The organism is Pedobacter sp. KBW06, from assembly GCF_003852525.1.
Lineage (GTDB): Bacteria > Bacteroidota > Bacteroidia > Sphingobacteriales > Sphingobacteriaceae > Pedobacter.
Map to the genome: position 1 here is coordinate 608,984 of NZ_QAJL01000001.1, position 22,138 is coordinate 631,121.

Below are 22,138 nucleotides of genomic sequence, written 5' to 3' on the forward strand. Positions count from 1 at the left end.
GCTCTATTTTGGATATTATTAATTCTGCTTTCTTAATACATCATTCAGGTTTAATGGCTTGAGTAGTATTAACCTTCCTCGTATTAAAAGGAGGACCTAATGTCATTCCTATCAACTTCATATTCTTTCCATCAGGTTCAATAAACACAAACTCGTACCTTTCTTCTTCAGATGGAGCAAGGCATTTGACACCAATTTGAATCAGTTGAATTAATGAAACCGTTTTGATTTTTTTAAATTTCTCAAGGTTAATTTTCTCTTCCTTTTTACGGTAAATATTATAAAAAAAGGGGATTCCTGTTGCAGATGGATAACATCCGCATTTGAGAATATATACCATAGCATTCCCTTCTCTTTCAATAACAAACATCCTTTCCTTAACAGGGATTGCTGCTGTATCCAACAGGTAATAAACCGTATCTTTTTTACCTCCCCCTTTTTGTGCATGCAAATTTTGAGTACTAAAGAGTAGAAAGCCAAATAAACACATTACTATATTTTTCATAATTTATGAGTTTATTTACATCCTGTTTTCGGTATTTTATTTATTGATTCTAACTGTGCTACATTAAAGGCTTCCAATTCACTGAACTCGTTTAACCACCTTCTAGTCCTTCAGGAAACCAGGACGCATAACCAGCTACTTCCTGTTTGGCTTTATCAGAAACAGGAAGTTTCCAAATCTCAAAAAAACGACTAAGATTGGTCTTTGTGGCCTTAGAAATACCTACAAACCATAAGTCAATCTTCTCCTGATTTGACTTTGAATACCCTTCCTGCGGAACCGCCCTGAACGTTCGGTTCACTTCTTTGATCGGGCCCCATCCAAATTTATCAATCAGCTGGATATACATGCATAGCGCAATAAAAGGATCTTCAGCCCATTTTTCATAAGTCGGAAAGCTGGAAAGGTATTTCTTTACCTTTTCTTTTACTACTTCCTTGCTGGAGATCGCCTCATGGTTGTATATTCCTTTTTTTAACACCTGATCATACACATACATGGAATAAAGGTTTACACTTACCTCTCCAAGCCCATTAAAATCTGTGACCCAAAACTGATGGCGGTGCCCAAGCTCATGGAAATGGCCCCAGGAACCTTTTGAGCGAAGTATACTTTCATTCAACATCCATTCACAGCTCAGATCATCCGGTACCACAATCCGGTCGGGTATCGTAAACATATAGCCATAGGCCACCTGACGGTCAACGATCATACGCTCCTGATGAACCCTTTCTCTTGAAATAATCGCCAGATCTGCATCTGCATCCATAACTTCATTCCAAAATTCCATCAGCTTTGCCGGATGCTCCAACTGCCGGATGCGATAAGAAGGAACCGTCAGCACAATTTTATCTGTAGCCAGCTCTGCCCATGGGGCCGGATAATTGCGGATGCTGTTCTGCCAATCCGCTTCCGTCGTCTCTCCCAATTTAAAGTATGGCGCTTTAACGGCTCCTTCTACTTCAATATCGATGTTTTTTAGTTTAACCGAATCGCCAATATTAATCATCAGCAAACCTCCATAAGGAGAAAAAATCTCGGTTGTTTTTTTGTCGAGTTCAAAAACACGGGTTAAATCGACCCCATCCCTTGTCAATTGATCAGTTTCCATGAGGTCATCTTTATGAACACCAATCTGGGCTTTTAACTGCAATCCAAGATAGGAATCAGCTATCCTGACTTTCACCTTCTCTCCTGCGGGAATGTACAATCCGGTACTATGGGAGCGGTAAAAAACAGGAGGCGGATCCAGCAATCCCTGAGTTCCTACCCTGACCGTGATCACCACCTTTTCATTTACCCGCTCTGCATGATCAGGGACTTTCCCAGGAAAAAGATCGCTGGAAGGAGATTTCCAAACCGTATGCTCCCCAATACCCAGCTTTTTTTCATTCAGCTGCCTGGCGATATTATAGGCCCATTTTTTTCTGGGTGTGGAAATGTCTATCGGCTTTTCCATTGTAGGAATTCCCAGGCTATCCTTTACGCCAAAAATCACCTTTGCTTTCTCCAAAACCGCTGCACCCAAGGGACTATAGGCGGTCATCAAGCCGATTGTGGGTCTAACCCCATACTGTTCCTCCAGTTCAGAAAATGCAGGCTTCCCCTCCTTAAACAGCAAAGGAAATATGGTTTTCAATTGTAAATAAGCAGGGATATTATCGGTATATAAACGATTGTTAGCCGTTGTAGGCACCAACAAGGTATAGGCATTAAACAAACCCGCTTTTGTAAAAACATCATTTATTTTAATTAGGTCAGACTCAAAAGACTTTGACTTATCCCGGTTTTTAAAAATCTTCGGATAAGGAGAAGCAAAAATCAGCGTCCCACCTTCCCGGACAAAAGACTCAAGCTGAACCCTTTTCAGGGAATCTCTTACATCGTCCATCAGAAACAAGGTATGGGTATTCTTTTTGATCTGAAAATCCTTCACCTGATAAACTTCTCCTTTTTTCTCTTTTAATAAATCAGAAAAAGCACGATCTATATTTCCAAAAACACCAATTTTTCCTTTCCCTGCCCAATCTATCGTATTTCTGACCAGTTGAACAACAGACTTATCCCGCAGCAATTTATCCTGAAAATAGACAGGAGAACCAAACAAAATGAGCTTTCCTTTGCCCAATGTGGAGGAGGCTATCATAGAAATCATCGCGTCCAGATTATCTTCCAATTTTGCAAACGCAATCACCTCCGGCTCTTCATTTATGGTATAAAAAACCGAAAGCACCTCCGTACTGTCCGGAAGTGGAAGCTGCTGAACCCCTCTTAACAAAATAGCCTGGTCTTTATGCTGACCAAAACCAGCACTAAATACAAAGAGAAGCGAAAAAAGAAGACTAAACCGGATTTTGTTGCTGTTCATACTTTACGATACTTTCCTTAAAGAAAAGGAGAATAATCTGTAAATGAAAGTACGGGATCTATATCCTTCCTTAAAAAATAACATAAAATGTAGCCATACTTTAAAAAATTATATAAGTTTGCGATGTGAGATACTTAGCTTTCATATTTACGTTCTGCGTTCTGGCCCTTTCAGTATGGCCATGTTGTGACGATGAAGCTAACCTGAGCGCACATGAAACCCAATACAACGAGGTAAAAGAGGTCCCTTGCGATGCTGAAAACAGTCCGCATACCTGCTCTCCCTTTTTTCATTGCAGCAGCTGTCAGGCTTTCGCGCTTACCAGTCCTGCCTATCTTGCACAAACTACCGCACCCTTTAAAAAAGAAATCAGTTATCCTGAATTGCCCATTTCTCCGGTAATCTTATTTGCGGGCGACATCTGGCAACCGCCTCAGTTGGTATAAATCATCTCTTTTTCCCGATTTATTTATTTACCCAACCATTCATGGCCAGGATTTCCTGCCATTTAACAGGCTATAAAACAGACGCGACGTATGTTTGACAAGATTATTTATTTCTCCATCAAGAATAAACTGGCAATAGGTTTAATGACCCTATCCCTCATCATCTGGGGCATTTATTCCTTAACAAAGCTCCCCATTGATGCGGTTCCCGACATCACCAATAACCAGGTACAGATCATTACCCAGGCTCCAAGCCTGGGTGCCCAGGAGGTAGAGCAATTCATTACCGCCCCGATAGAACTGGCCATGGCCAATATCCCGGAAGTGATCGAGAAACGATCCATCTCCCGATCAGGAATTTCGGTAATCACCATCGTTTTCGAAGATGAAACCGACATTTACTGGGCAAGACAACAGGTTGGCGCTCAATTGAAAGAAGCAGAATCCAACATCCCTAAAGGCCTTGCTTCCCCCACCCTTGCCCCGATTACTACCGGGCTGGGAGAGATTTACCAATATGTACTCCATACCAAAAAAGGATATGAGAAAAAGTATTCTGCTACAGACCTCAGGACCTTGCAGGACTGGGTAGTCCGGACACAACTGGCCGGAACCAAAGGCGTGGCAGAAGTGAGCGGATGGGGAGGTTATGTCAAACAATACGAAATCGCCCTGGATAATGATAAGCTCAACTCCCTGAACATCACCATTGCAGACATCTATAAAGCCCTGGAAAACAACAATGAAAACACCGGCGGTTCCTATATCGAGCAACAAAGTAATTCCTATACCATCCGCGGCGTGGGTCAGGTAAAAAGCCTGGCTGATATTGAAAAGATTGTCGTTAAAAATATGGGCGGCGTGCCGATCCTGATCCGTGATGTGGCCACCGTTCAGTTTGGGGCAGCTACCAGATATGGAGCCGTTACCCGCGATGGTGAAGGCGAAGTGGTGGCAGGAATCACACTCATGCTAAAGGGTGAGAACTTCAATGAAGTCATCAAACACGTCAAACAAAGAATCGTTCAGATTCAGAAATCACTTCCGGAAGGTGTGGTCATCGAACCTTTCATCGACCGGACAGAGCTTGTGGGCAGGTCCATCAGTACGGTTCAGAAAAACCTGATTGAAGGGGCCCTGATCGTGATTTTTGTCCTGCTATTATTGCTGGGCAACTGGAGAGCTGGATTGGTGGTGGCTTCTGTAATCCCCCTTTCCATGTTATTCGCTTTTGGGATGATGCGCTTATTTGGCGTTTCCGGAAACCTGATGAGCCTTGGTGCCATCGATTTCGGACTCATTGTAGATGGTGCGGTCATCATTGTGGAAGCGATCATATTCCGGCTTAGTGCAAGAAATGCAGGTCATGATGCCATTCCGCTCAGTCAGCCGCAAATGGACGAAGAGGTATATACGGCTTCTTCTAAAATCAGAAACAGTGCTGCCTTTGGCGAGATCATCATCCTGATCGTTTACCTTCCGCTGTTGTCACTTGTCGGAATTGAAGGAAAAATGTTTAAGCCCATGGCTCAAACGGTGGTATTTGCCATAGTCGGAGCATTCATCCTCTCTATGACTTATGTTCCAATGATGACGGCTTTATTTCTCAGCAAAAACACAACGCATAAACCCAATATCTCAGATAAGATCATGGATGGCCTGCGCAGGGCCTATCAACCAGCCCTGGTACAGGTACTGAAATTCAAAAAATTAACCGTCGCCTTTGCCATCGTCCTTTTTCTCCTGACCCTTTGGGTATTCAACCGCATGGGTGGAGAATTCCTGCCGCAACTGGAAGAGGGCGATCTGGCCGTGGAAATCGCAATGTCGCAGGGAACCTCCCTCACACAGGTAGTGGAAACCTTCGGCAAGGCCGAAAAGATCTTAAAAGAACAATTCCCGGAGGTGAAACAAGTTGTCACAAGAATTGGAAGCGCCGAGATTCCTACCGATCCTATGCCGGTAGAACGGGGAGACATGATGGTGGCCATGAAACCTAAAGAAGAATGGACCAGTGCCAGCTCAAAAGCAGAAATGTCGGAGAAGATGGAGAAAGCATTGTCCATCTTACCGGGTGTCAACATTGAAATCACGCAGCCCATGCAAATGCGTTTCAATGAACTGATGACGGGTGTCCGTCAGGATGTGGCAATAAAAATTTATGGGGAAGACCTGGATGTTTTAACCCAGCAAGCCAATAAAATCTCCCGCTTAATTGCCCCGGTGCAAGGTGTAAATGAACCCTTTGTAGAGCAAGTGACCGGTCTGCCGCAGATTGTGGTAGAATACGACCGCGACAAAATCGCGCAATACGGACTGACGATTTCAGATGTCAATACCTTGCTAAAAACCGCCTTTGCAGGCAACACCGCAGGCGTCATCTTTGAAGGAGAAAAGCGGTTTGAAATGGTGGTCCGCCTGGAAAGAGAACTTAGAGAGAACATTTCCAGCATTGAAAACCTATACCTGCCACTTCCTTCGGGAAATAAAGTACCTTTAAATCAGGTGGCCAATGTTGCACTAAAAAATGCCCCTGCCCAGATCTCCAGAGAAGACGGAAAACGCAGGATCTATGTGGGTTTCAACGTCAAAGGACGGGATGTGGAACGTACGGTATCAGAAATTCAGCAAATCCTGGATAAGAAATTAAAACTGCCTTCGGGTTATTACCTGACCTATGGCGGACAATTTGAAAACCTGAAAAAGGCCAAAGACAGGCTGTCTGTTGCAGTTCCAATCGCCTTGCTCCTGATCATGGGTCTTTTATATGCCACCTTCAAATCATTCGGCCAGACGATCCTCATCTTTACGGCAGTTCCGCTTTCGGCAATTGGAGGAGTTTTCGCCTTACTGCTGAGGGACATGCCTTTCAGCATCTCTGCCGGCGTAGGTTTCATTGCACTTTTCGGGGTCGCCGTCCTCAATGGCATCGTACTGATCGGCTATTTCAATCAACTCAAAGAAGAAGGAATGACAGACATTTATCAACGGGTAATCGAAGGGACTAAAGTCAGACTTCGCCCCGTAATCATGACTGCCGCTGTGGCTTCCCTTGGCTTCCTGCCAATGGCCTTGTCCGGCAGCGCAGGTGCAGAAGTACAAAAACCACTGGCTACGGTAGTCATCGGCGGACTCCTTTCTGCCACCCTGCTGACCTTATTCGTCCTGCCTTGTCTGTACCTTTTGTTTGCAGATAAAAAGCTTACAAAGATCAAAACAGGCAGTTCAGCTAAGGTTCTGATCCTCGCTGCGGTCTTTAGTTTTACACTTGCAGGAAACAGCAGCCCGGTTCAGGCACAAAACAACCCGGCTCAGACACAAAGCAGCCCGACTCAGGCACAAAATATCAGCAGCCCGCTTAGTCTGGACAGCATCCTTTCCATGGCGGTTCAGAACAACCTGAAACTGAAATCTGCCAGTCTCGGAACCGCACATGCCAAAGCCCTCCAAAAAACAGGCTTTGATCCCGGAAAGACCGAATTTTCCCTTTCTCAGGATCCAACCAGTGGCGGAGGTAATGACAATGCCATCAATGTCACGCAGACTTTTGCATGGCCGGGCTTATACAAAAACCAGCAAAAGGTACTGAACCTGCAAACCGCCCTCTCCGAGCAATCGGTCCGATATACCCGTGCAGAAATCATCAGGGATACTAAAATCGCCTACTACCACTACCTGTACTTTCAGGAAAGCCTGAAAGTCCTTAATTTTCAGGACAGCGTTTACCGGAACTTCATTAAGAAAGCGGAAGTCCGCTTTAAATCAGGAGAGACCTCCAATTTGGAACTCATCACTGCCAGGAACAAATACCAGGAAGTACAAACCCTAAAAAACACAGCCAAAGCGGGATTAAGAGTCCAGGAGTTACAGCTTCAGCAATTGCTGAACACCAAAGCACCGATCTTACTGGCTGAAAAAACGCTCCCTGTGCTATCGCCCCGGGCAAATGAAACCTTAGGCAGCAGCAGCAATCCGCTGATGGATGTTCATCAGCAGCAGATTGAAGTGGCAAAGGCAAAAATCAGCCTTCAAAAGGCCAAAGCTTTACCTGATTTCACTCTTGGTTATAGTCAGCAGCTCGTAATCAGGTCTTTCGACCCCGCAAAACTGAACCGCGACTATACACCGGGCACCAGGATTGCAGGCCTTCAGTTTGGTGTTGCCGTGCCCTTGTTCAATGGCGCTGGCCGTGCAAAAGTAAAAAGCGAAAAGATCGCTGCACAGATGGCAGAAACAGAGTACCAGAATGCGCAGCATCAATTCGAAATTCAATATGAACAGGCATTTCAGGAGTACCTGAAAAACAAACAGACCGTTGATTATTACACCTCTGAAGGATTAAAACAGGCCGGGGAACAGTTGCGCATTGCACAAGTCTCTTTTGATCTCGGCGAAATCGGTTACATGGAATACGTCCAGAACATTTCGCTTGCGGTTCAAAGTAAGATCACTTACCTGGAAACCCTCAACCAATTAAACCAAACGACCATTCAATTAGCATTTATCAAAGGAGAATAATCAGATGAACTTATATAAAAAACAAATCCAGCTTGCCCTTATGATCGCCATTTCCATGAGCATCAGCCTGAGTTCATGTACCGGAAACAAGGAAAAATCAGCAGAAAAAACAGCGGCAGCCAAAGAAGAAGGGCATAGTGAAGAAGAACATGGGGAAGAAGGCCATAGCGATGAAATCGAATTGACGGAACAACAAATGAAGGCCGTAGACATTCAGATCGGCAAAATTGAAGAGAAAAACCTGACGGCAGTAGTAAAAGCCAGCGGACAACTCGCCGTACCGCCGCAAAATGAAGCCAAGGTAAACCTCCTTTCCGGTGGAATTATCCGCAGAATCAGTGTGCTGGAAGGACAGAAAGTAAAAAAAGGACAGGTCCTGGCCATCATAGAAAATCAGGACATGATCCGTTTACAGCAGGACTACCTTTCTTCAAAGAATGGGTTCAGCTTTGTTGATGCAGAATATAAACGTCAGCAGCAGCTCAAGGCAGCAGATGCAGGAACAGGCAAATCCTTCCAGCTTGCCGAAGCAAATTACCGTGCTGAACAGTCTAAAATCAAGGCTTTGGAACGCCAGCTGCAACAACTGGGCATCTCTCCTTCCAGGGTTTCTTCCGGTAAGATCAGCTCAGAAATCCCTGTCTTGGCCCCTATTGCCGGGACCATAGGTACAATTGCCGTTACCACAGGCGCGTTCATCCAGCCGGGAACTTCATTAATGGACATCGTAGACAATTCCAAGATTCACGCAGACCTGCTGGTGTATGAGAAAGACCTTTTTAAGGTTCATATCGGACAAAAAGTAAGCTTCAGGTTAACGAATCAGGAAAACCAACAGATTGAAGGGGTCTTAAACGGCATCAACAAATCTTTTGAAGACGATACCAAGGGGGTAATTGTCCATGCGGTCATCACGAGACCATTGAGCAACCTCATTCCCGGAATGTATGTAACCGGACTGATCAGCGTAGGAACGGCACTTTCCCCGGCTGTGCCGATTGATGCTGTGGTTAAAGCAGAAGGCAAGGAGTATATTTTCATCGTGGAAGAGGAAAAAGCAGAAGCGAAAGAAGCCGGCCATGGCACACATTTCAAAAAAGTAGAAGTCGTTACCGGAGTTTCAGAACTGGGTTATATCAACATTACCCCATTGGAAAAACTGCCGGCAAACACACGTTTGGTAACCAAAGGAGCATTTTACCTGCAGTCAAAATCTTCAGGCCCTTCAGAACACAGCCATTAAATTCCTAATTTAGCAAACAATGAAACAACAGATAGGGTACATGGCACTGGTAGTTGCCGATTATGATGAGGCCATTGCGTTCTATACCCAAAAGCTCCATTTCACCTTATTAGAAGACACTGTCCAAAGCCCTACAAAACGCTGGGTCAGAATTGCTCCTCCCGGATCTCCGGAATCCGGCCTTTTATTAGCAAAAGCATCGAACGGGGAACAGAAAAGCCGGATTGGAAACCAAACCGGTGGCCGGGTCTTTCTGTTTCTCTACACTGATGATTTCTGGAGAGATTATCAGGACATGACCGATAAAGGAATCAATTTCATCAGGCCACCAAAGGAAGAAGATTACGGAACGGTGGCTGTTTTTGAAGATCTTTATGGTAACTTATGGGACATCATACCATCAAAATAAACACGTATGACAAAAGACATAGAACACAGGCTCAAAAATAAGGACATCAACCCTACTGCCATGCGCTTACTGGTACTGGACTTCCTGACTAAACAGGTCGCCGCGATCAGCTTAAACGACCTGGAAAAAGGAATGGGGCCCTCAGACCGGATCACCCTGTACCGCACCTTAAAGACCTTTGAGGAAAAGGGACTGGTACACAGCATTGAAGATGGAACGGGGGCTACAAAATATGCTTTATGTGAAGACAATTGTGATGGCGACCATCACCATGACCTCCATGTCCATTTCTACTGTAACACTTGTAAAGAGACTTTTTGCCTGCCAAATACCAAAATTCCCGAAATCTCCCTGCCCAAAAGATTCCAGACGGAAGAAATGAACCTGATCATCAAAGGAATTTGCGATCAGTGCCATTCCGGCTAACATTGCAATAGCATTGCATCGTCATAGCGAGTACATTTGTACTATAAAACCTATGACGATGCAAGAATCTAAGAAACTCAAAGACTGCTGCTCAACAGAAGAAAACAGCAATACTGCTACCGCTACCGCGCCTCACAAACATAACGGTCAGGCGCATTCACATAAAAACCATAACCATGCGGGCCATGACCATAAGGATCATGACCATTCAGCAGAAGAACATTCTGATGATGACGGACATAACCATGGCTCCGGAGAACCTGAAGGATGGCAAAGCCACTGGCCATTGTTGACCTCACTGGCCATCGTTCTCGTGATGTTGACCCTGGAATATGGCTTCGACATCACGTTCAGCAATTACATCCAGCTGGCCATTTTTATCCCCGCCTATCTGCTTGCCGGATATAACGTATTGGAACTTGCCTTCAGAAAAGCACTGAGACTGGATTTCTTCAATGAATTTTTCCTGATGAGCGTGGCTACACTCGGTGCTTTCGCCATCGGTTCTTACAGTGAAGGTGTGGCCGTAATGGTGTTCTATTCTATCGGGGAATGGTTCCAGGATGCCGCAGTAAACAGGGCAAAAAGAAGCATTAAAGCCTTGCTGGACATCAGGCCGGAAAGTGTGGATGTGATCCGCGAAGGAAAAGTAAGTACGATTGCGCCTGCTGAAGTACAGATCGGAGAGATCATCCAGGTAAAACCGGGAGAAAAGGTGGCGCTGGACGGGGTTTTATATTCCGACAAAGCGACTTTCAATACCGCAGCCCTGACCGGAGAGTCCAAACCGGATGCTAAAGCCAAAGGCGAGCAGGTCCTGGCCGGAATGATCAACCTGAACCAGCTGGCACAGGTAGAAGTAAAATCACTGTTTAAAGACAGCAAACTGAGCAAGATTCTTGAAATGGTGCAGGATGCGACCGCCAGAAAATCACAAACGCAATTGTTCATCTCCCGGTTTGCAAAAGTATATACCCCAATTGTATTCCTCCTTGCCGTACTGGTGGTGGCCCTTCCCTATTTTATTGTCGCCAATTACAGCTTTCAGGAATGGTTTTACCGCGGACTGGTATTCCTGGTAATCAGTTGTCCATGTGCCCTGGTAGTATCTATCCCATTGGGTTATTTTGGGGGAATCGGACTCGCATCGAGAAACGGAATCCTGTTTAAAGGATCAAATTTCCTCGATGTGATGACCAAAATTGATACGGTGGTGATGGATAAAACGGGAACGCTGACCAAAGGAGTCTTCCAGGTACAGCAAGTGGTTACCGATGGCATTGCAGAAAAAGAGTTCATCCAACTCCTTGCGGCGATAGAAAGCAAGTCGACCCACCCGATCGCCACAGCGATCGCTCAGTACGCCGAAACCGAACCAAACCACGATAGTATTGGCGAAGTGGAAGAAATTGCAGGACACGGCTTAAAAGGGCTGATCAGCGGCAAAGAAGTATTGGCAGGGAATGCCAAACTGTTAAAAAAATACAATATCCCATATCCTGAAGAAGTGGATGCCATTGTAGACTCTGTAGTCGTGGTGGCCATCAATCAGCAGTTTGCCGGATATGTGACCATTGCCGATGAGATCAAGGAGGATGCAAAACAAGCCATCGCAGACCTGCATGCTTTAAACATTAAAACCGTGATGCTCAGCGGCGATAAACAAAGTGTCGTAGCTAAGGTTGCCGCATTCCTGGGCATTGACTTCGCCTTTGGCGACCTGCTTCCGGAACACAAAGTGGAGAAAGTAGAAAACCTTAAAAAAGAAGGAAGGTCAATCGCCTTTGTCGGAGATGGGGTAAATGATGCACCGGTAGTGGCATTGGCCGATGCAGGGATTGCCATGGGTGGCCTTGGAAGCGATGCGACGATAGAAACTGCCGATATCGTGATCCAGAATGACCAGCCTTCGAAAATCGTCTCTGCCATAAAAATCGGAAAAGTAACCAGAAGTGTGGTTTGGCAAAACATCATCCTCGCCATGAGTGTAAAAGTGATCGTGCTGATCCTTGGTGCAGGAGGTGTAGCGACCCTTTGGGAAGCGGTAATTGCCGATGTAGGGGTTGCTTTGGTCGCCATCCTGAATGCGGTGCGCATCCAGAGAATGAAAATGTAATTGCCAACCAGGTTTACTAATATGCTCATTCGGGCGACAAGAAAGTCGGATATTATCGCGGTATTGCATTTGCAACCGATAATATCCGATTTCTAATGAAACACCAATCCATTTTCTCCCTGCTGATCCTTTCGTTCAGCGCCCTGCTCTTTTCTTTCATCAATGACGATGGGTCCTGGACTTCCAGATTCCTCAACATCAATAAAAATGGCAGCATCACCTACCATCCTGACGAAAAAGGTAATACCATTCCGGATTTTAGTGCAGTTGGCTATCACCATGGATTAAAGGAAATTCCGCAAGTCGGGGTTGTTAAAACCTTAAATCCGGTAAACGGCGATGCAGGCGAGATGATTCAGAATGCCATAGATGAGGTTTCTGCGCTCCCTGCAGACGCGAATGGGCATAGAGGTGCCATTTTATTGACAAAGGGAACTTATGTCATTGCCGGAACCCTGAACATCGAAGCCAGTGGCATCGTTTTAAGAGGATCAGGAAACAACGCTGAAGGAACAAAACTCATTGCCACGGGAAAAGGATTGCGCTCGCTCCTTAAAATCAGGGGCAAGGGAAAAATCACAGAAGTCCCGGACAGCAGGGTTCAGATTACCGACAAATATGTTCCTACAGGCGCTAAATCTTTCAAAATAAGCAATACCAAAGGCTTAAAATCCGGCGATAAGATCATTCTTTTCAGACCGGGAACGGACAACTGGATTCATGACCTTCAAATGGACCGGATCGAGGCCAGAGAAGGCACCAAACAATGGACAGGCACGGACTACAACCTCAGCTATGAGCGGGAAATCGTTAAAATCCAGGGCAATACCGTCTTCATAGACAATCCGGTCGTAATGGCACTGGATCAGCAATACGGTGGCGGAAGCATTTTTAAATACGAATACAAAGGCAGAATTCAGGAAGTGGGGATAGAAAACATACTTTTTGAATCCGAATATGCCAGCGATACCGACGAAGACCATGGCTGGATCGCAGTAGATTTTGACCATATTGAAAATGGATGGGTGACCGGAGTCACCTCCCGTTTCTTTGGCTATGCCTGTGTGAGCCTGGATGGCGGAGCGAAAAACATCACGGTAAAAGATTCCAAATGTCTGGATGCAAAATCGGTGATTACAGGTGGAAAAAGGTATTCTTTCAATAATAACGGACAGCAAAACCTGTTCATGGACCTGGAAACGACTGAAGGCAGGCACGACTATGTGACCGGCGCAAAGACCTGTGGACCAAATGTATTTTACCATTGTAAGTCGAGAAATACACATGCCGACATTGGCCCTCATCATCGCTGGGCCAGTGGAACGCTATACGACAACATCGATACCGATGGAGAAATCAATGTTCAGGACCGTGGAAACTGGGGAAGCGGACACGGCTGGGCGGGGGTAACACAGGTAGTCTGGAACTGTAAAGTGAAGTCTGCAGCGATTCAAAACCCCTGGGTATCAGGTAAAAATTATGCGATTGGCCTGCAAGGTAAAAAGCTTGAAGGCCGGTTAAAAGGTAAACCAGATGGGGAATGGGAAGGGCAGGATCAAAAGGGTTTACAACCAGCCTCTCTGTTCCAGGCACAGCTAAGGGCCAGAGAATTGAATAAATAAAATGTAATTCCATATCCTACGGATATTAAAACATCTAAGCTGTAAAAATCGACCTCTCTACTTACCCCTTCGTCCCTCTTCTATTTCAGCTGTGGCAAAAACTGCCACAGTTGAACTTTCTATTAATTCGCCTTCTATGAAACATTGGACAAAAAATTAAACTCAAAAAACCAGCTCTTCGTTAATTAAAATTAAATAACTATCTTTATACGACGATTCAATTTAACCCAAAAATCTCAGGATCATTCGATAAAAAATCAAAAATCCATTTTCACTTTCCATCATATCAAGCATAGTTCCCTCTCTATTCGGGTCGATATTCCGTCGTACTGAGTCCACGGTAAGTCCACATTAAGTCCACGGCAAGTCCACGTTTTTCCGGTAAAAGCCGGACTCACCATGAACTTACTGTCATGCAAGCCTGGATTCAGTACGAACTCAACCCAAACTATCCCTACACAGGGATTAACTTCAACTTAAACTAACCTGAATTTACTGTCCTGTTGCTTTTAGAATAAAATCAACAATCACCTGCGGATTCGGAAGACTATGAGGGTGGTGTTTCCCTTCCGGCTTATGAATAATTTGAATATCCCCACCGGCAAGTTTAATCTTTTCCGCAAAGGGAAGGCTGTTTTCTGCCATTGGAACCACCTCATCGATATCACCGCAAACATGTAACATGGGATACTTTCCTTTTACGATGGCTTCAATCTGATCAATCGGACTGCCCTTAAAGGCCATAGCAGCTGCATCTGTCTGATAACCATAATCTTTCAGGAAGGTTGCCCAGCTTTCTTTACTTCCAGGCCCCTGCCCTTTTCCTCCCGGCCAGCTTTTGAGGTCCAGCACCGGATTATCGGCATACACACAGGCTACTTTGCCGGGATTGGCCGCTGCCCAGTTATAGACATAGACACCACCCCTGCTCATTCCTTCCATAACCGCTTTCTTTGCGAAGCCCATCTTTTGCAGTGAAGCGTAAAAATCATTCCAGATCCGGATGGATTCCGCATTGCCAAACAGCTCTGCTACATCACAATAGACCAAATAAAACCCTCTTTCCAGCAGGGCAATGTCGGTTTGTGGCTCATGTCCCCAAAACCTCGCCCTCCAGATCCAGGGCATTCCTTTGGCCACTTTCTTAGGCTGTACAATTCTTGCTTCACGCCCCTGAAAGCTATATTTAAGGCTTTCATAGCCGTAAAAGGAACCCACCTGTACCGGGGTTTTAAGTTTGGCCGCCACAGATTTTGTCTGTTTTGTCTGTTGTTTGATGAAGGATTCCAGGCGAAGCGCAATGAAATTATCGCCTGTAGCATTGGGATGGATTTTATCCGCCAGTAATGCTTCTTTATCTGCAAATAAGGAATAAAGATCGAGGATCTCCAGTTGCTCATCGAAGGCTATTTTTTGGATCACAGGGATCATGCTCTCCCTGAGGTAAGTTCCTGAAATGCCAAATTTCTCATCCGAAAAAGCCTTGATCGGGAGCAATAAAACCACCCTTGGCTTCGTGCTTAACCCTTTAAAAGCCCGGACCATGTCTTTATAATCGGTTTCAAATCCAGGCATCTCTTCCCGGTTGACCTGCTTGCTGTCGTTGGTCCCCAGTTTGATGAAAACCAGGTCAGGAGCGGAGTTCATTACCTGTTGATATTCGGGCGTATTCCAATAAGGTTTATTCCCTTTTTTCAGCATCGTCGCCCCGCTTACACCAAAGTTCAACACCTCATACTTACTCCCCAGCAAGGCCTGTAACCTCGCAGGATAAGATTCAGTGGAGCGGTCTTTCAATCCGGAACCATAGGTGATGCTGTTCCCCACACAGGCAATCCGAAATTTAGATTGCGCATAAACCTGACCGGCGAACAGCCAAAATGCACATATTAAGCAATATTTAAATAAGGTTTTCATCAGTATATATTTTATCTGCCCGTTACGATATCCGTTCCTTTTAGCCTCAGCTGAAGCTGTGCATCGAATAAAGAACGCGGAAGAACGGGTGTTCCCTGCAACTCATTTACCCCTGCATTTTCAAAGGTAACCAATCTGTCGGAAGTAAAACCTTCCAATATCGGGGCTGCAATGGTATAGTTCCTTCTCCTGCTCATATCCCAGAAATTATAATGTTGGTCTTTGGCAGATTTATGATGAAAATTCCAGATTACCAATTGCTTACCATGGTGTGGATGCCCGGGTTCCGGACCACCAAGATTGTAAAATACCCCGCCATCAATATCATCGTATAAAGTCGCATAAGGCTGCCCCGAATGGATGTCGAAATTCTGGTCTGTTCCTAAAGAACAATGTGTGATGACCGTTCCAACGGCACTGTAACCCGTTCCGGCACCATGGTGTTGTGCGCCATTGAAAGAACAATTTTTAATTAACACGCCATAACCTGTACGGGCATGGATCGAAGCATGCCCCTTCTTTCCTCTGAAATGGGTGTTTTCTATAGTAATCTGGTATCCTGAACGGATAAAAACACCTTCATTCAGGTCATGAAACTCACAATTCCTGATCCAGCTGTTTTTGAGGTATTCCATTCCAACGGCCTCGTAAGCGTAATCATGGATTTCATTCTTATGGTGAATAAACGATTCCGGGTAATTTTTCCAGTTGCTGGAGAACAAGAGGTCTTCAATGCCACATTCCGTTAAGGAAATATAAGACTCCAGGGTCCAGCTTGCGGAGCGGACCATTTTGAGATCCAGGTGCAGCGGATTCTTAAAAGTCACCTTATTCCCTTCGATCTTTTCAATCGTATGGATCTCATAAATCTGCATTCCACCATCCGCTCCAAACAGTCTTGACCACTGGGGTTTCAGGTCCAGAGGAGCAAAGTATGCCCTTGTAAATTCTTCACTTTTATGACGGATCACTACATCCTGTCCGACCTGCAGACGGCTCCTGTCTTTGACCCTTACGCTGAAGCTTTCCCTGCCCGCATCTTCGACAATTGTGGTCAACTTTTCCGGCGCTTCTCCGGAGGGTTTGAAGAGAAACTGACGGCCATTGATCCGCATGTTTTCCTGGTAGATTTCTGTCCCTCCTGACGCACTTCCACTGCCCTTTAAAATGATCCCGCTTTTGGAAATCCGGATCTGTTTTTTAGCATCTCCATCGGGGGCAATGAGGTACTTTCCAGGGGAGAAAAAAACAATGCCCCCACCAGGATTTGCTTCCGCGGCATCCACCGTTTTTTGAATGGCTTCATCATCATATTTTTCATCGTTAGGTATCCCCCCGTAATCGTCTACCCTGAAGATCTTTTTACCTTCCGCCGAAGGCAGTGCGCTTTCCGACCAGTGGTAACCGGCATAAGAAAAATCGGGGAGGACCGGAGTTGTTCCGCTTTGTTTTGCCTTCACAAAATCAACCCAAAGTGGTGCTGTTTTTTGTGCTTTCATGGGCAATGCCATCAGCAGAAAAGGAAAGGCAAAAAGTGCCTTATTCCTATGTTTTATAAGGGATATTTGGGGTATTTTGGTCATAACCTCTGGTAATACGCTATTTTACTGAAAATATAAACACCTAATCCTCAGAATTAAAACTAATTTATGATAATCTTTTTATTAAGGTCAGAAAATCCAGAGGGCCCAACCTGCTCTGATTTCCAGAAAGGTTTAAAATCAGCTTGTCCCGGCCTTAAAAAAAGCCCGTCCCTGCTCTTTTTCAACTCCTCATTTTTGAGTTCAAATCCCCTACCCTTCCCGCCCGCAAAAGAAGTACTGAAGATCAGGTTGTCCTCAAAATTTACGACTACTTTTTCGTCGTACCATTTTAAAGGATCGCTATTGCTGACGATGATGTTCTTCGCAAAGTAAGTATTCAAAGCAGGCAAATACCGGTCCTTTCTGTAACCTGCAGCGATGGCAAAAGGCTCCTTACAATTGACAACCAGGTTGTCAGTAATCACCGCATTTTTCACCTGCCAGTGACTCACGAGGATTGGGTTCGGCAAGCCTGCCATTACAGAAATTGCAGCACTGTTTCCGGTGCCGGTCAGGTCCTGAAAATAGTTGTCATGAACCCGGTGATCTTCCCCGATAATCCGGACACCTCCGGTGCCTGGTTTCCCATTCCCGATGAAGTAATTTCCACTAACTTCAGATTGGTTCCCATGCCTTAAAGTCAGCGTCGCTTTGCACTCATAAAAGAGGTTATTGCGAATGATATTTTTTCCCGATTTAACCGAGACCGCTTCGATTTCCCCATTGCAATGTTCGAAGATATTTTGCTCCACAATGGTAAAGGAATCATGGAAAGACCAGGTGCTCGTTCCGATCCTGATCGTCTCTCCTCCGTTCCTTCCCAGTTCCGGACGCGGGCCGAAATAGTTATGGTCAATCTGGTGGTAATTTGGTTTCGCGGAAAGCCAGACCACCATCGTTACCCCCTGGTGACTTTTCCCCTGTAACAGGCAATGGTCAACCCGATTGTGGGTCCCCCTGAGCGAAACCCAGGTATAATCCACCTTGTCATCAGCACTGTTGTAATCGGTAATGCTGGTATTGGTAAGCCTGCAGGAGAAAGATTTTTCGGAAAAATTGATCACCTCTCCTGAATCCAAAGCGCCTTTCGCAAAAGAAAGTCCGTCAACCAGCAACCATGAACCATCGATGTCCAGTGTAGAGTTTCCATTTAGAATGGTTTTCCCTTGATTTGCGGCCATTAAAACGATAGGACGATCTTGTGAGCCAGTTCCTTTAAATTTCAGCTGCTGATCCTTCCATTCGCCTTCCTTCATCAGGACCCGGTCGCCGGGTTTTAGGTTAAGGGCAGAAAGTTCTTTCGCAGAGCTGACCGGATAATCTTTTGCGCTTGCGCTGAAACTGGCAACCAGCAATAAAGCAAGACTCAAAAATATTGTTTTTCTCATGATCAATCTAATCTAATGCCCCTGTTTTCATTTCTTTCTTTGGCTGATCGCCATGCTGACTGGCAATGTTCCCTTCAAATTCCACCTTAATGACGCTCGCTACGGCATCAGGGGCCTGGGCAGGTAAAGTCAATAACAGATCAAATCCTTTGGTTTGCGCAGCTACTTTTCCGTTGCCGGCAAGCAATCTGGCAGAAATCACTTTATTTTTTACTCCGGGAATCAGCAATTGACCGTTTGAAGGCCAGTTGAACACCGAAAAATAAAGTGTCGTTCCTTTTTTAGTTTCTTTCTTTGTACAACGTCCCCAATCTAATGGCGACAATGGACTGGCTTTCGTTCCATAAATGGACTCACTGTTCACTTTCATCCATTTTCCGATATCGCTCAGCCTTTTTACACTTTCCTCAGGGAAGGTTCCATCAGGCTTAGGGCCAATATTTAACAGGTAATTTCCTCCTTTGGAAGCGATATCTGACAGGTTACGGATCAGTGTTTCACTGGACTTCCATTTGTGATCTGAAGTCCTGAATCCCCAGGTTCCGTTCATGGTCATACAGGTTTCCCAGTCCTGGCCATCCAGCTCTGCCTGGTTCGGGATTTTCTGCTCCGGAGTTTTGGTATCGCCGGGGAAGTTAGGTCTTTTTAAACGGTCGTTGGTAATAATGTAAGGTTGCGTTTTTAAGGCGTCCTGAAGTTTTAAAGCCGCTTCATCGGTCATATTTGTAGGGGTATCCCACCAAAGTACCGCAATGTCCCCATAATTGGTCATCAGTTCTTTGACCTGCGGAACGGCAACGTCATCGATGTACTGGTCAAAAGTTTTGGTCTGTTGTGCAGGGTCCCAATGGCCTTTATTGGCTAAAGTATAGGCATCAACCTTTACAGAATCCGGGTTTGCCCAGCCTTCACTCATGACTTTCCTCGCGGCAGCACCCCCGGGATTGTTCCAGTCCTGTGCCTGAGAGTAATAAAACCCCAGCTTTAGCCCATATTTTTTACAGGCTATTGCCAGGGGTTTTAACAAATCTTTACCATAAGGAGTAGCGTCTGTAATGTCCCATTTACTTGCTTTCGAATTAAATAAAGCAAATCCATCGTGGTGTTTTGCGGTGATAACCAGGTATTTCATTCCTGCATCTTTGGCCATCTTTACCCAGGCATCGGCATCATACTTTGTCGGATTAAAGCTTTTTGCCATTTCCTGATATTCAGCAACGGGGATCTTGGACCTGTTCATGATCCATTCCGCACCCCCTCTCCGTTGTTCTTGTCCACGGTAGACTCCGGCAAACTGCGCATAGACCCCCCAATGGATAAACATCCCGAATTTTGCTTCACGCCACCAGGCCATGCGCTCATCTTTAGAGATGGAATGCTGACCATAAGCCAGTTGAATAAAGAAAGAAAATGCCAGAAGCAGGGAAAGTGATATTTTACGCATAACGGTTATAAATGGTTTTATTGAATCTTCTAATTTAACTTCTTTTTACTGGAGGGCGCTCTCTTCAATTGGCTTATGGTTCAGCAATTTTAACGTTTAATGTTTTGCTTACTGAGCGGCATCGGCATAAGTAGTCCCGATTCTGATCTTTTTCACAAAATGGGTCACCTGTGAGGAATCCCCACCGTATACACCCCATTTAGGATCACATTCCGGTACCGCATCCAGGGTCCTGCAATATAAGCGGTCACTGCCATTTGAAAGTGTTTGTTTCACGCCATTGTACCAGAATTCGATGAATCCCACCGTTTTGTCTCTGGATACTTTCATACGGATCACAAACTTAAGCCAGGCGCTGGTAGAAAGTGTGGTAGACCAGGGAACGGTCGCCACATGCTGGTCGTCAAAATGCTGCAGCTCCAGTTTTCCGTTTTTGGTACGGACCATCAGGGGGTGATTTTGAAGTGAACCATCTGTAGGATAGGATTTCCACTGGAACAGCGCCTCTGTTTTCAGGTCTGTCGGCATATAGATCTTACTGGTCCAGCCGATATAGATTTCATCCCCTTCCTGGGCACTATAGTTTTTAGCCCCACGACCCTCGGTTCTGTGGCTTCCCGATGGTTTTAAAAATTTCCAGACCAGGGTCCCTGTTTCATCATTTACAGTGGTTACCGCTCCTGTTCCTTCAATGTTAATGTTTTTCCAAACGTTAGCTGAGCCATTGCTCGCATCTCCGTTAAAGAGGACAGACATGATCCCGACATCGCCGGAGCTGCTGGCCATAGCCTTGTTCGCCGCCAGGGCCGCATCCGGTTCCTTTTCCTTTTTACAACTTGACAATAACAGTCCTCCACTCATCAATACAGCAATCATTACTTGGTTTGTTTTCATAATTTTAATGTATATAGTTTAGTATTTGGTTAATTCTTATTCTCAATTGCAAAAAGGCCGGTTACCGTCCTATTTCAATTTCTCTGCCCTAAGCAACGCTTCCAGGTAATAATAATCTGCATAAGATAAAGGCTCATTAACCTCTGTATCTGAAGGCTTTGAACCTGTACTGCTGGTAAGGATAAATCCTTTGTTCTCCCCTACCCTTGCGGTATAGGTATTGGCCATACTTTGCATCATCACCGCTGCTTTCTCTCTGTAGTTTTTCTTTTGAGCACTATAATCACTCAATTCATAAAGTGCGGAAGCAATCACGGCGCCGGCCGATACATCCCTGGGTTCGTTCGGGATATTTGGCGCATTAAAGTCCCAGTATGGAATCAGGTCTTTCGGCATATTTGGATGGTTCAGGATAAACGCAGCAATGTTTTCTGCCTGTTTCAAATACACCGGATCTTTCGTGTAACGGTAGCATAAGGTATATCCGTAAAGTGCCCAGCCCTGTCCTCTGGACCATGCCGACTCATGGCTATAACCCTGATGTGTGTTCTTTTTCAGTACTGCACCCGTTGCAGGATCATAGTCGATCACGTGGTATGAGCTGTAATCCGGACGGAAATGGTTCTTCATCGTCGTGTTCGCATGGCTCACTGCAATCTTATGGAAAGAAGAATCACCACTTAACCTCGTCGCCTCGAAAAGCAGTTCCAGGTTCATCATATTGTCGATGATCACCGGGTTTACCCATTTCTCGCGACTATGGTCCCAGGAAAGGATGACCCCTGTTTTTGGATTGAAACGGCTGACCAGTGTTTTTGCCGACTGAAGGATCACTTCCTTATAATGCGCATCATTGGTGAGGCGGAATCCTGTTCCGATGCTGCAATAGACCTTGAAGCCCATATCATGGGTCGTCCCGTTTAGCTTTTCCTTTTCGATATCGGCAGAGAATTTCTCTGCTTCCTGCTTCCAGTTTTGCTGTTTTGTATATTCATAGAGGAACCACAAGGTTCCGGGAAAAAAGCCACTCGTCCAGTCCTTTGAGGCCACGAGCTTCAGCTTTCCATGTTCTATTGTTCTCGGAGAAACCAGTCCGGCCTTTCCTGAGCTGTGTTTTGCTTTGTCAATCTCTCCAAGCATCACCTTGGTTTGCAGGGCAGCTTTGTCAAAAGCCTTTTTAACGTTTACTTTTTGTGCGAAAGTGCTTGTCTGTAATACTGAGAGGGCTAATACGGTAAAGAAGTATCTTTTCATTTTTT

General features: G+C 45.3%; 15 protein-coding genes. 7 read left to right on the forward strand and 8 right to left on the reverse strand.

The genetic code is table 11. The annotated features are described in order from the left end of the window. Window positions 1-40: 40 nt before the first annotated feature. Window positions 41-505 (reverse strand): hypothetical protein, encoded by a 465-nt coding sequence (locus DBR43_RS02450; RefSeq protein WP_124577581.1) that lies wholly within the window; start codon window positions 503-505, stop codon window positions 41-43. A 91-nt stretch (window positions 506-596) separates the two neighbouring features. After that, entirely contained in the window at window positions 597-2,873 is a 2,277-nt protein-coding gene (locus DBR43_RS02455; RefSeq protein WP_124577582.1) for a M60 family metallopeptidase, read from the reverse strand. Between the two features lie 125 nt (window positions 2,874-2,998). Here DBR43_RS02455 and DBR43_RS02460 point away from each other — a divergent pair, with 125 nt between their 5' ends. The 7 genes from DBR43_RS02460 to DBR43_RS02490 all read left to right on the forward strand — a co-directional run bounded on the left by DBR43_RS02460 (window position 2,999) and on the right by DBR43_RS02490 (window position 13,653). Beyond that, the gene (locus DBR43_RS02460; RefSeq protein ID WP_124577584.1) at window positions 2,999-3,319 is read left to right on the forward strand and encodes a DUF6660 family protein; all 321 of its coding nucleotides are present in this window, start codon (window positions 2,999-3,001) and stop codon (window positions 3,317-3,319) included. Window positions 3,320-3,409: 90 nt separating this feature from the next. Then, entirely contained in the window at window positions 3,410-7,837 is a 4,428-nt protein-coding gene (locus tag DBR43_RS02465; protein ID WP_124577586.1) for a CusA/CzcA family heavy metal efflux RND transporter, read from the forward strand. A gap of 4 nt (window positions 7,838-7,841) precedes the next feature. Then, window positions 7,842-9,080: an efflux RND transporter periplasmic adaptor subunit gene (locus DBR43_RS02470; protein WP_233602817.1), complete on the forward strand. Its 1,239-nt coding sequence runs from the start codon at window positions 7,842-7,844 to the stop codon at window positions 9,078-9,080. A gap of 19 nt (window positions 9,081-9,099) precedes the next feature. Beyond that, window positions 9,100-9,489, forward strand: a complete 390-nt coding sequence (locus DBR43_RS02475; RefSeq protein ID WP_124577588.1) for a VOC family protein — start codon at window positions 9,100-9,102, stop codon at window positions 9,487-9,489. 6 nt (window positions 9,490-9,495) lie between these two features. Further along, window positions 9,496-9,915, forward strand: coding sequence for a Fur family transcriptional regulator (locus tag DBR43_RS02480; protein WP_124577590.1), 420 nt, complete (start codon window positions 9,496-9,498; stop codon window positions 9,913-9,915). Between the two features lie 58 nt (window positions 9,916-9,973). Next, the gene (locus DBR43_RS02485) at window positions 9,974-12,031 is read left to right on the forward strand and encodes a heavy metal translocating P-type ATPase (RefSeq protein ID WP_124577592.1); all 2,058 of its coding nucleotides are present in this window, start codon (window positions 9,974-9,976) and stop codon (window positions 12,029-12,031) included. Window positions 12,032-12,126: 95 nt separating this feature from the next. Further along, complete coding sequence (locus DBR43_RS02490) at window positions 12,127-13,653, forward strand: hypothetical protein (protein ID WP_124577594.1); 1,527 nt, start codon at window positions 12,127-12,129, stop codon at window positions 13,651-13,653. 492 nt (window positions 13,654-14,145) lie between these two features. Here the strand turns inward: DBR43_RS02490 and DBR43_RS02495 are convergent, their stop codons facing one another. The 6 genes from DBR43_RS02495 to DBR43_RS02520 all read right to left on the reverse strand — a co-directional run bounded on the left by DBR43_RS02495 (window position 14,146) and on the right by DBR43_RS02520 (window position 22,133). Continuing rightward, window positions 14,146-15,570, reverse strand: a complete 1,425-nt coding sequence (locus DBR43_RS02495) for a GDSL-type esterase/lipase family protein (protein WP_124577595.1) — start codon at window positions 15,568-15,570, stop codon at window positions 14,146-14,148. 11 nt (window positions 15,571-15,581) lie between these two features. After that, a complete protein-coding gene (locus DBR43_RS02500; RefSeq protein WP_233602818.1) occupies window positions 15,582-17,153 on the reverse strand; it encodes a DUF4955 domain-containing protein in 1,572 nt (523 codons plus the stop codon). Between the two features lie 59 nt (window positions 17,154-17,212). Beyond that, the gene (locus DBR43_RS02505) at window positions 17,213-18,541 is read right to left on the reverse strand and encodes a polysaccharide lyase 6 family protein (protein WP_124577597.1); all 1,329 of its coding nucleotides are present in this window, start codon (window positions 18,539-18,541) and stop codon (window positions 17,213-17,215) included. 7 nt (window positions 18,542-18,548) lie between these two features. After that, complete coding sequence (locus DBR43_RS02510; RefSeq protein WP_124577599.1) at window positions 18,549-19,985, reverse strand: alpha-L-fucosidase; 1,437 nt, start codon at window positions 19,983-19,985, stop codon at window positions 18,549-18,551. A gap of 108 nt (window positions 19,986-20,093) precedes the next feature. After that, the gene (locus tag DBR43_RS02515) at window positions 20,094-20,879 is read right to left on the reverse strand and encodes a heparin lyase I family protein (protein ID WP_124577601.1); all 786 of its coding nucleotides are present in this window, start codon (window positions 20,877-20,879) and stop codon (window positions 20,094-20,096) included. 69 nt (window positions 20,880-20,948) lie between these two features. Next, window positions 20,949-22,133, reverse strand: coding sequence for a glycoside hydrolase family 88 protein (locus tag DBR43_RS02520; protein WP_124577602.1), 1,185 nt, complete (start codon window positions 22,131-22,133; stop codon window positions 20,949-20,951). Window positions 22,134-22,138: the final 5 nt, after the last annotated feature.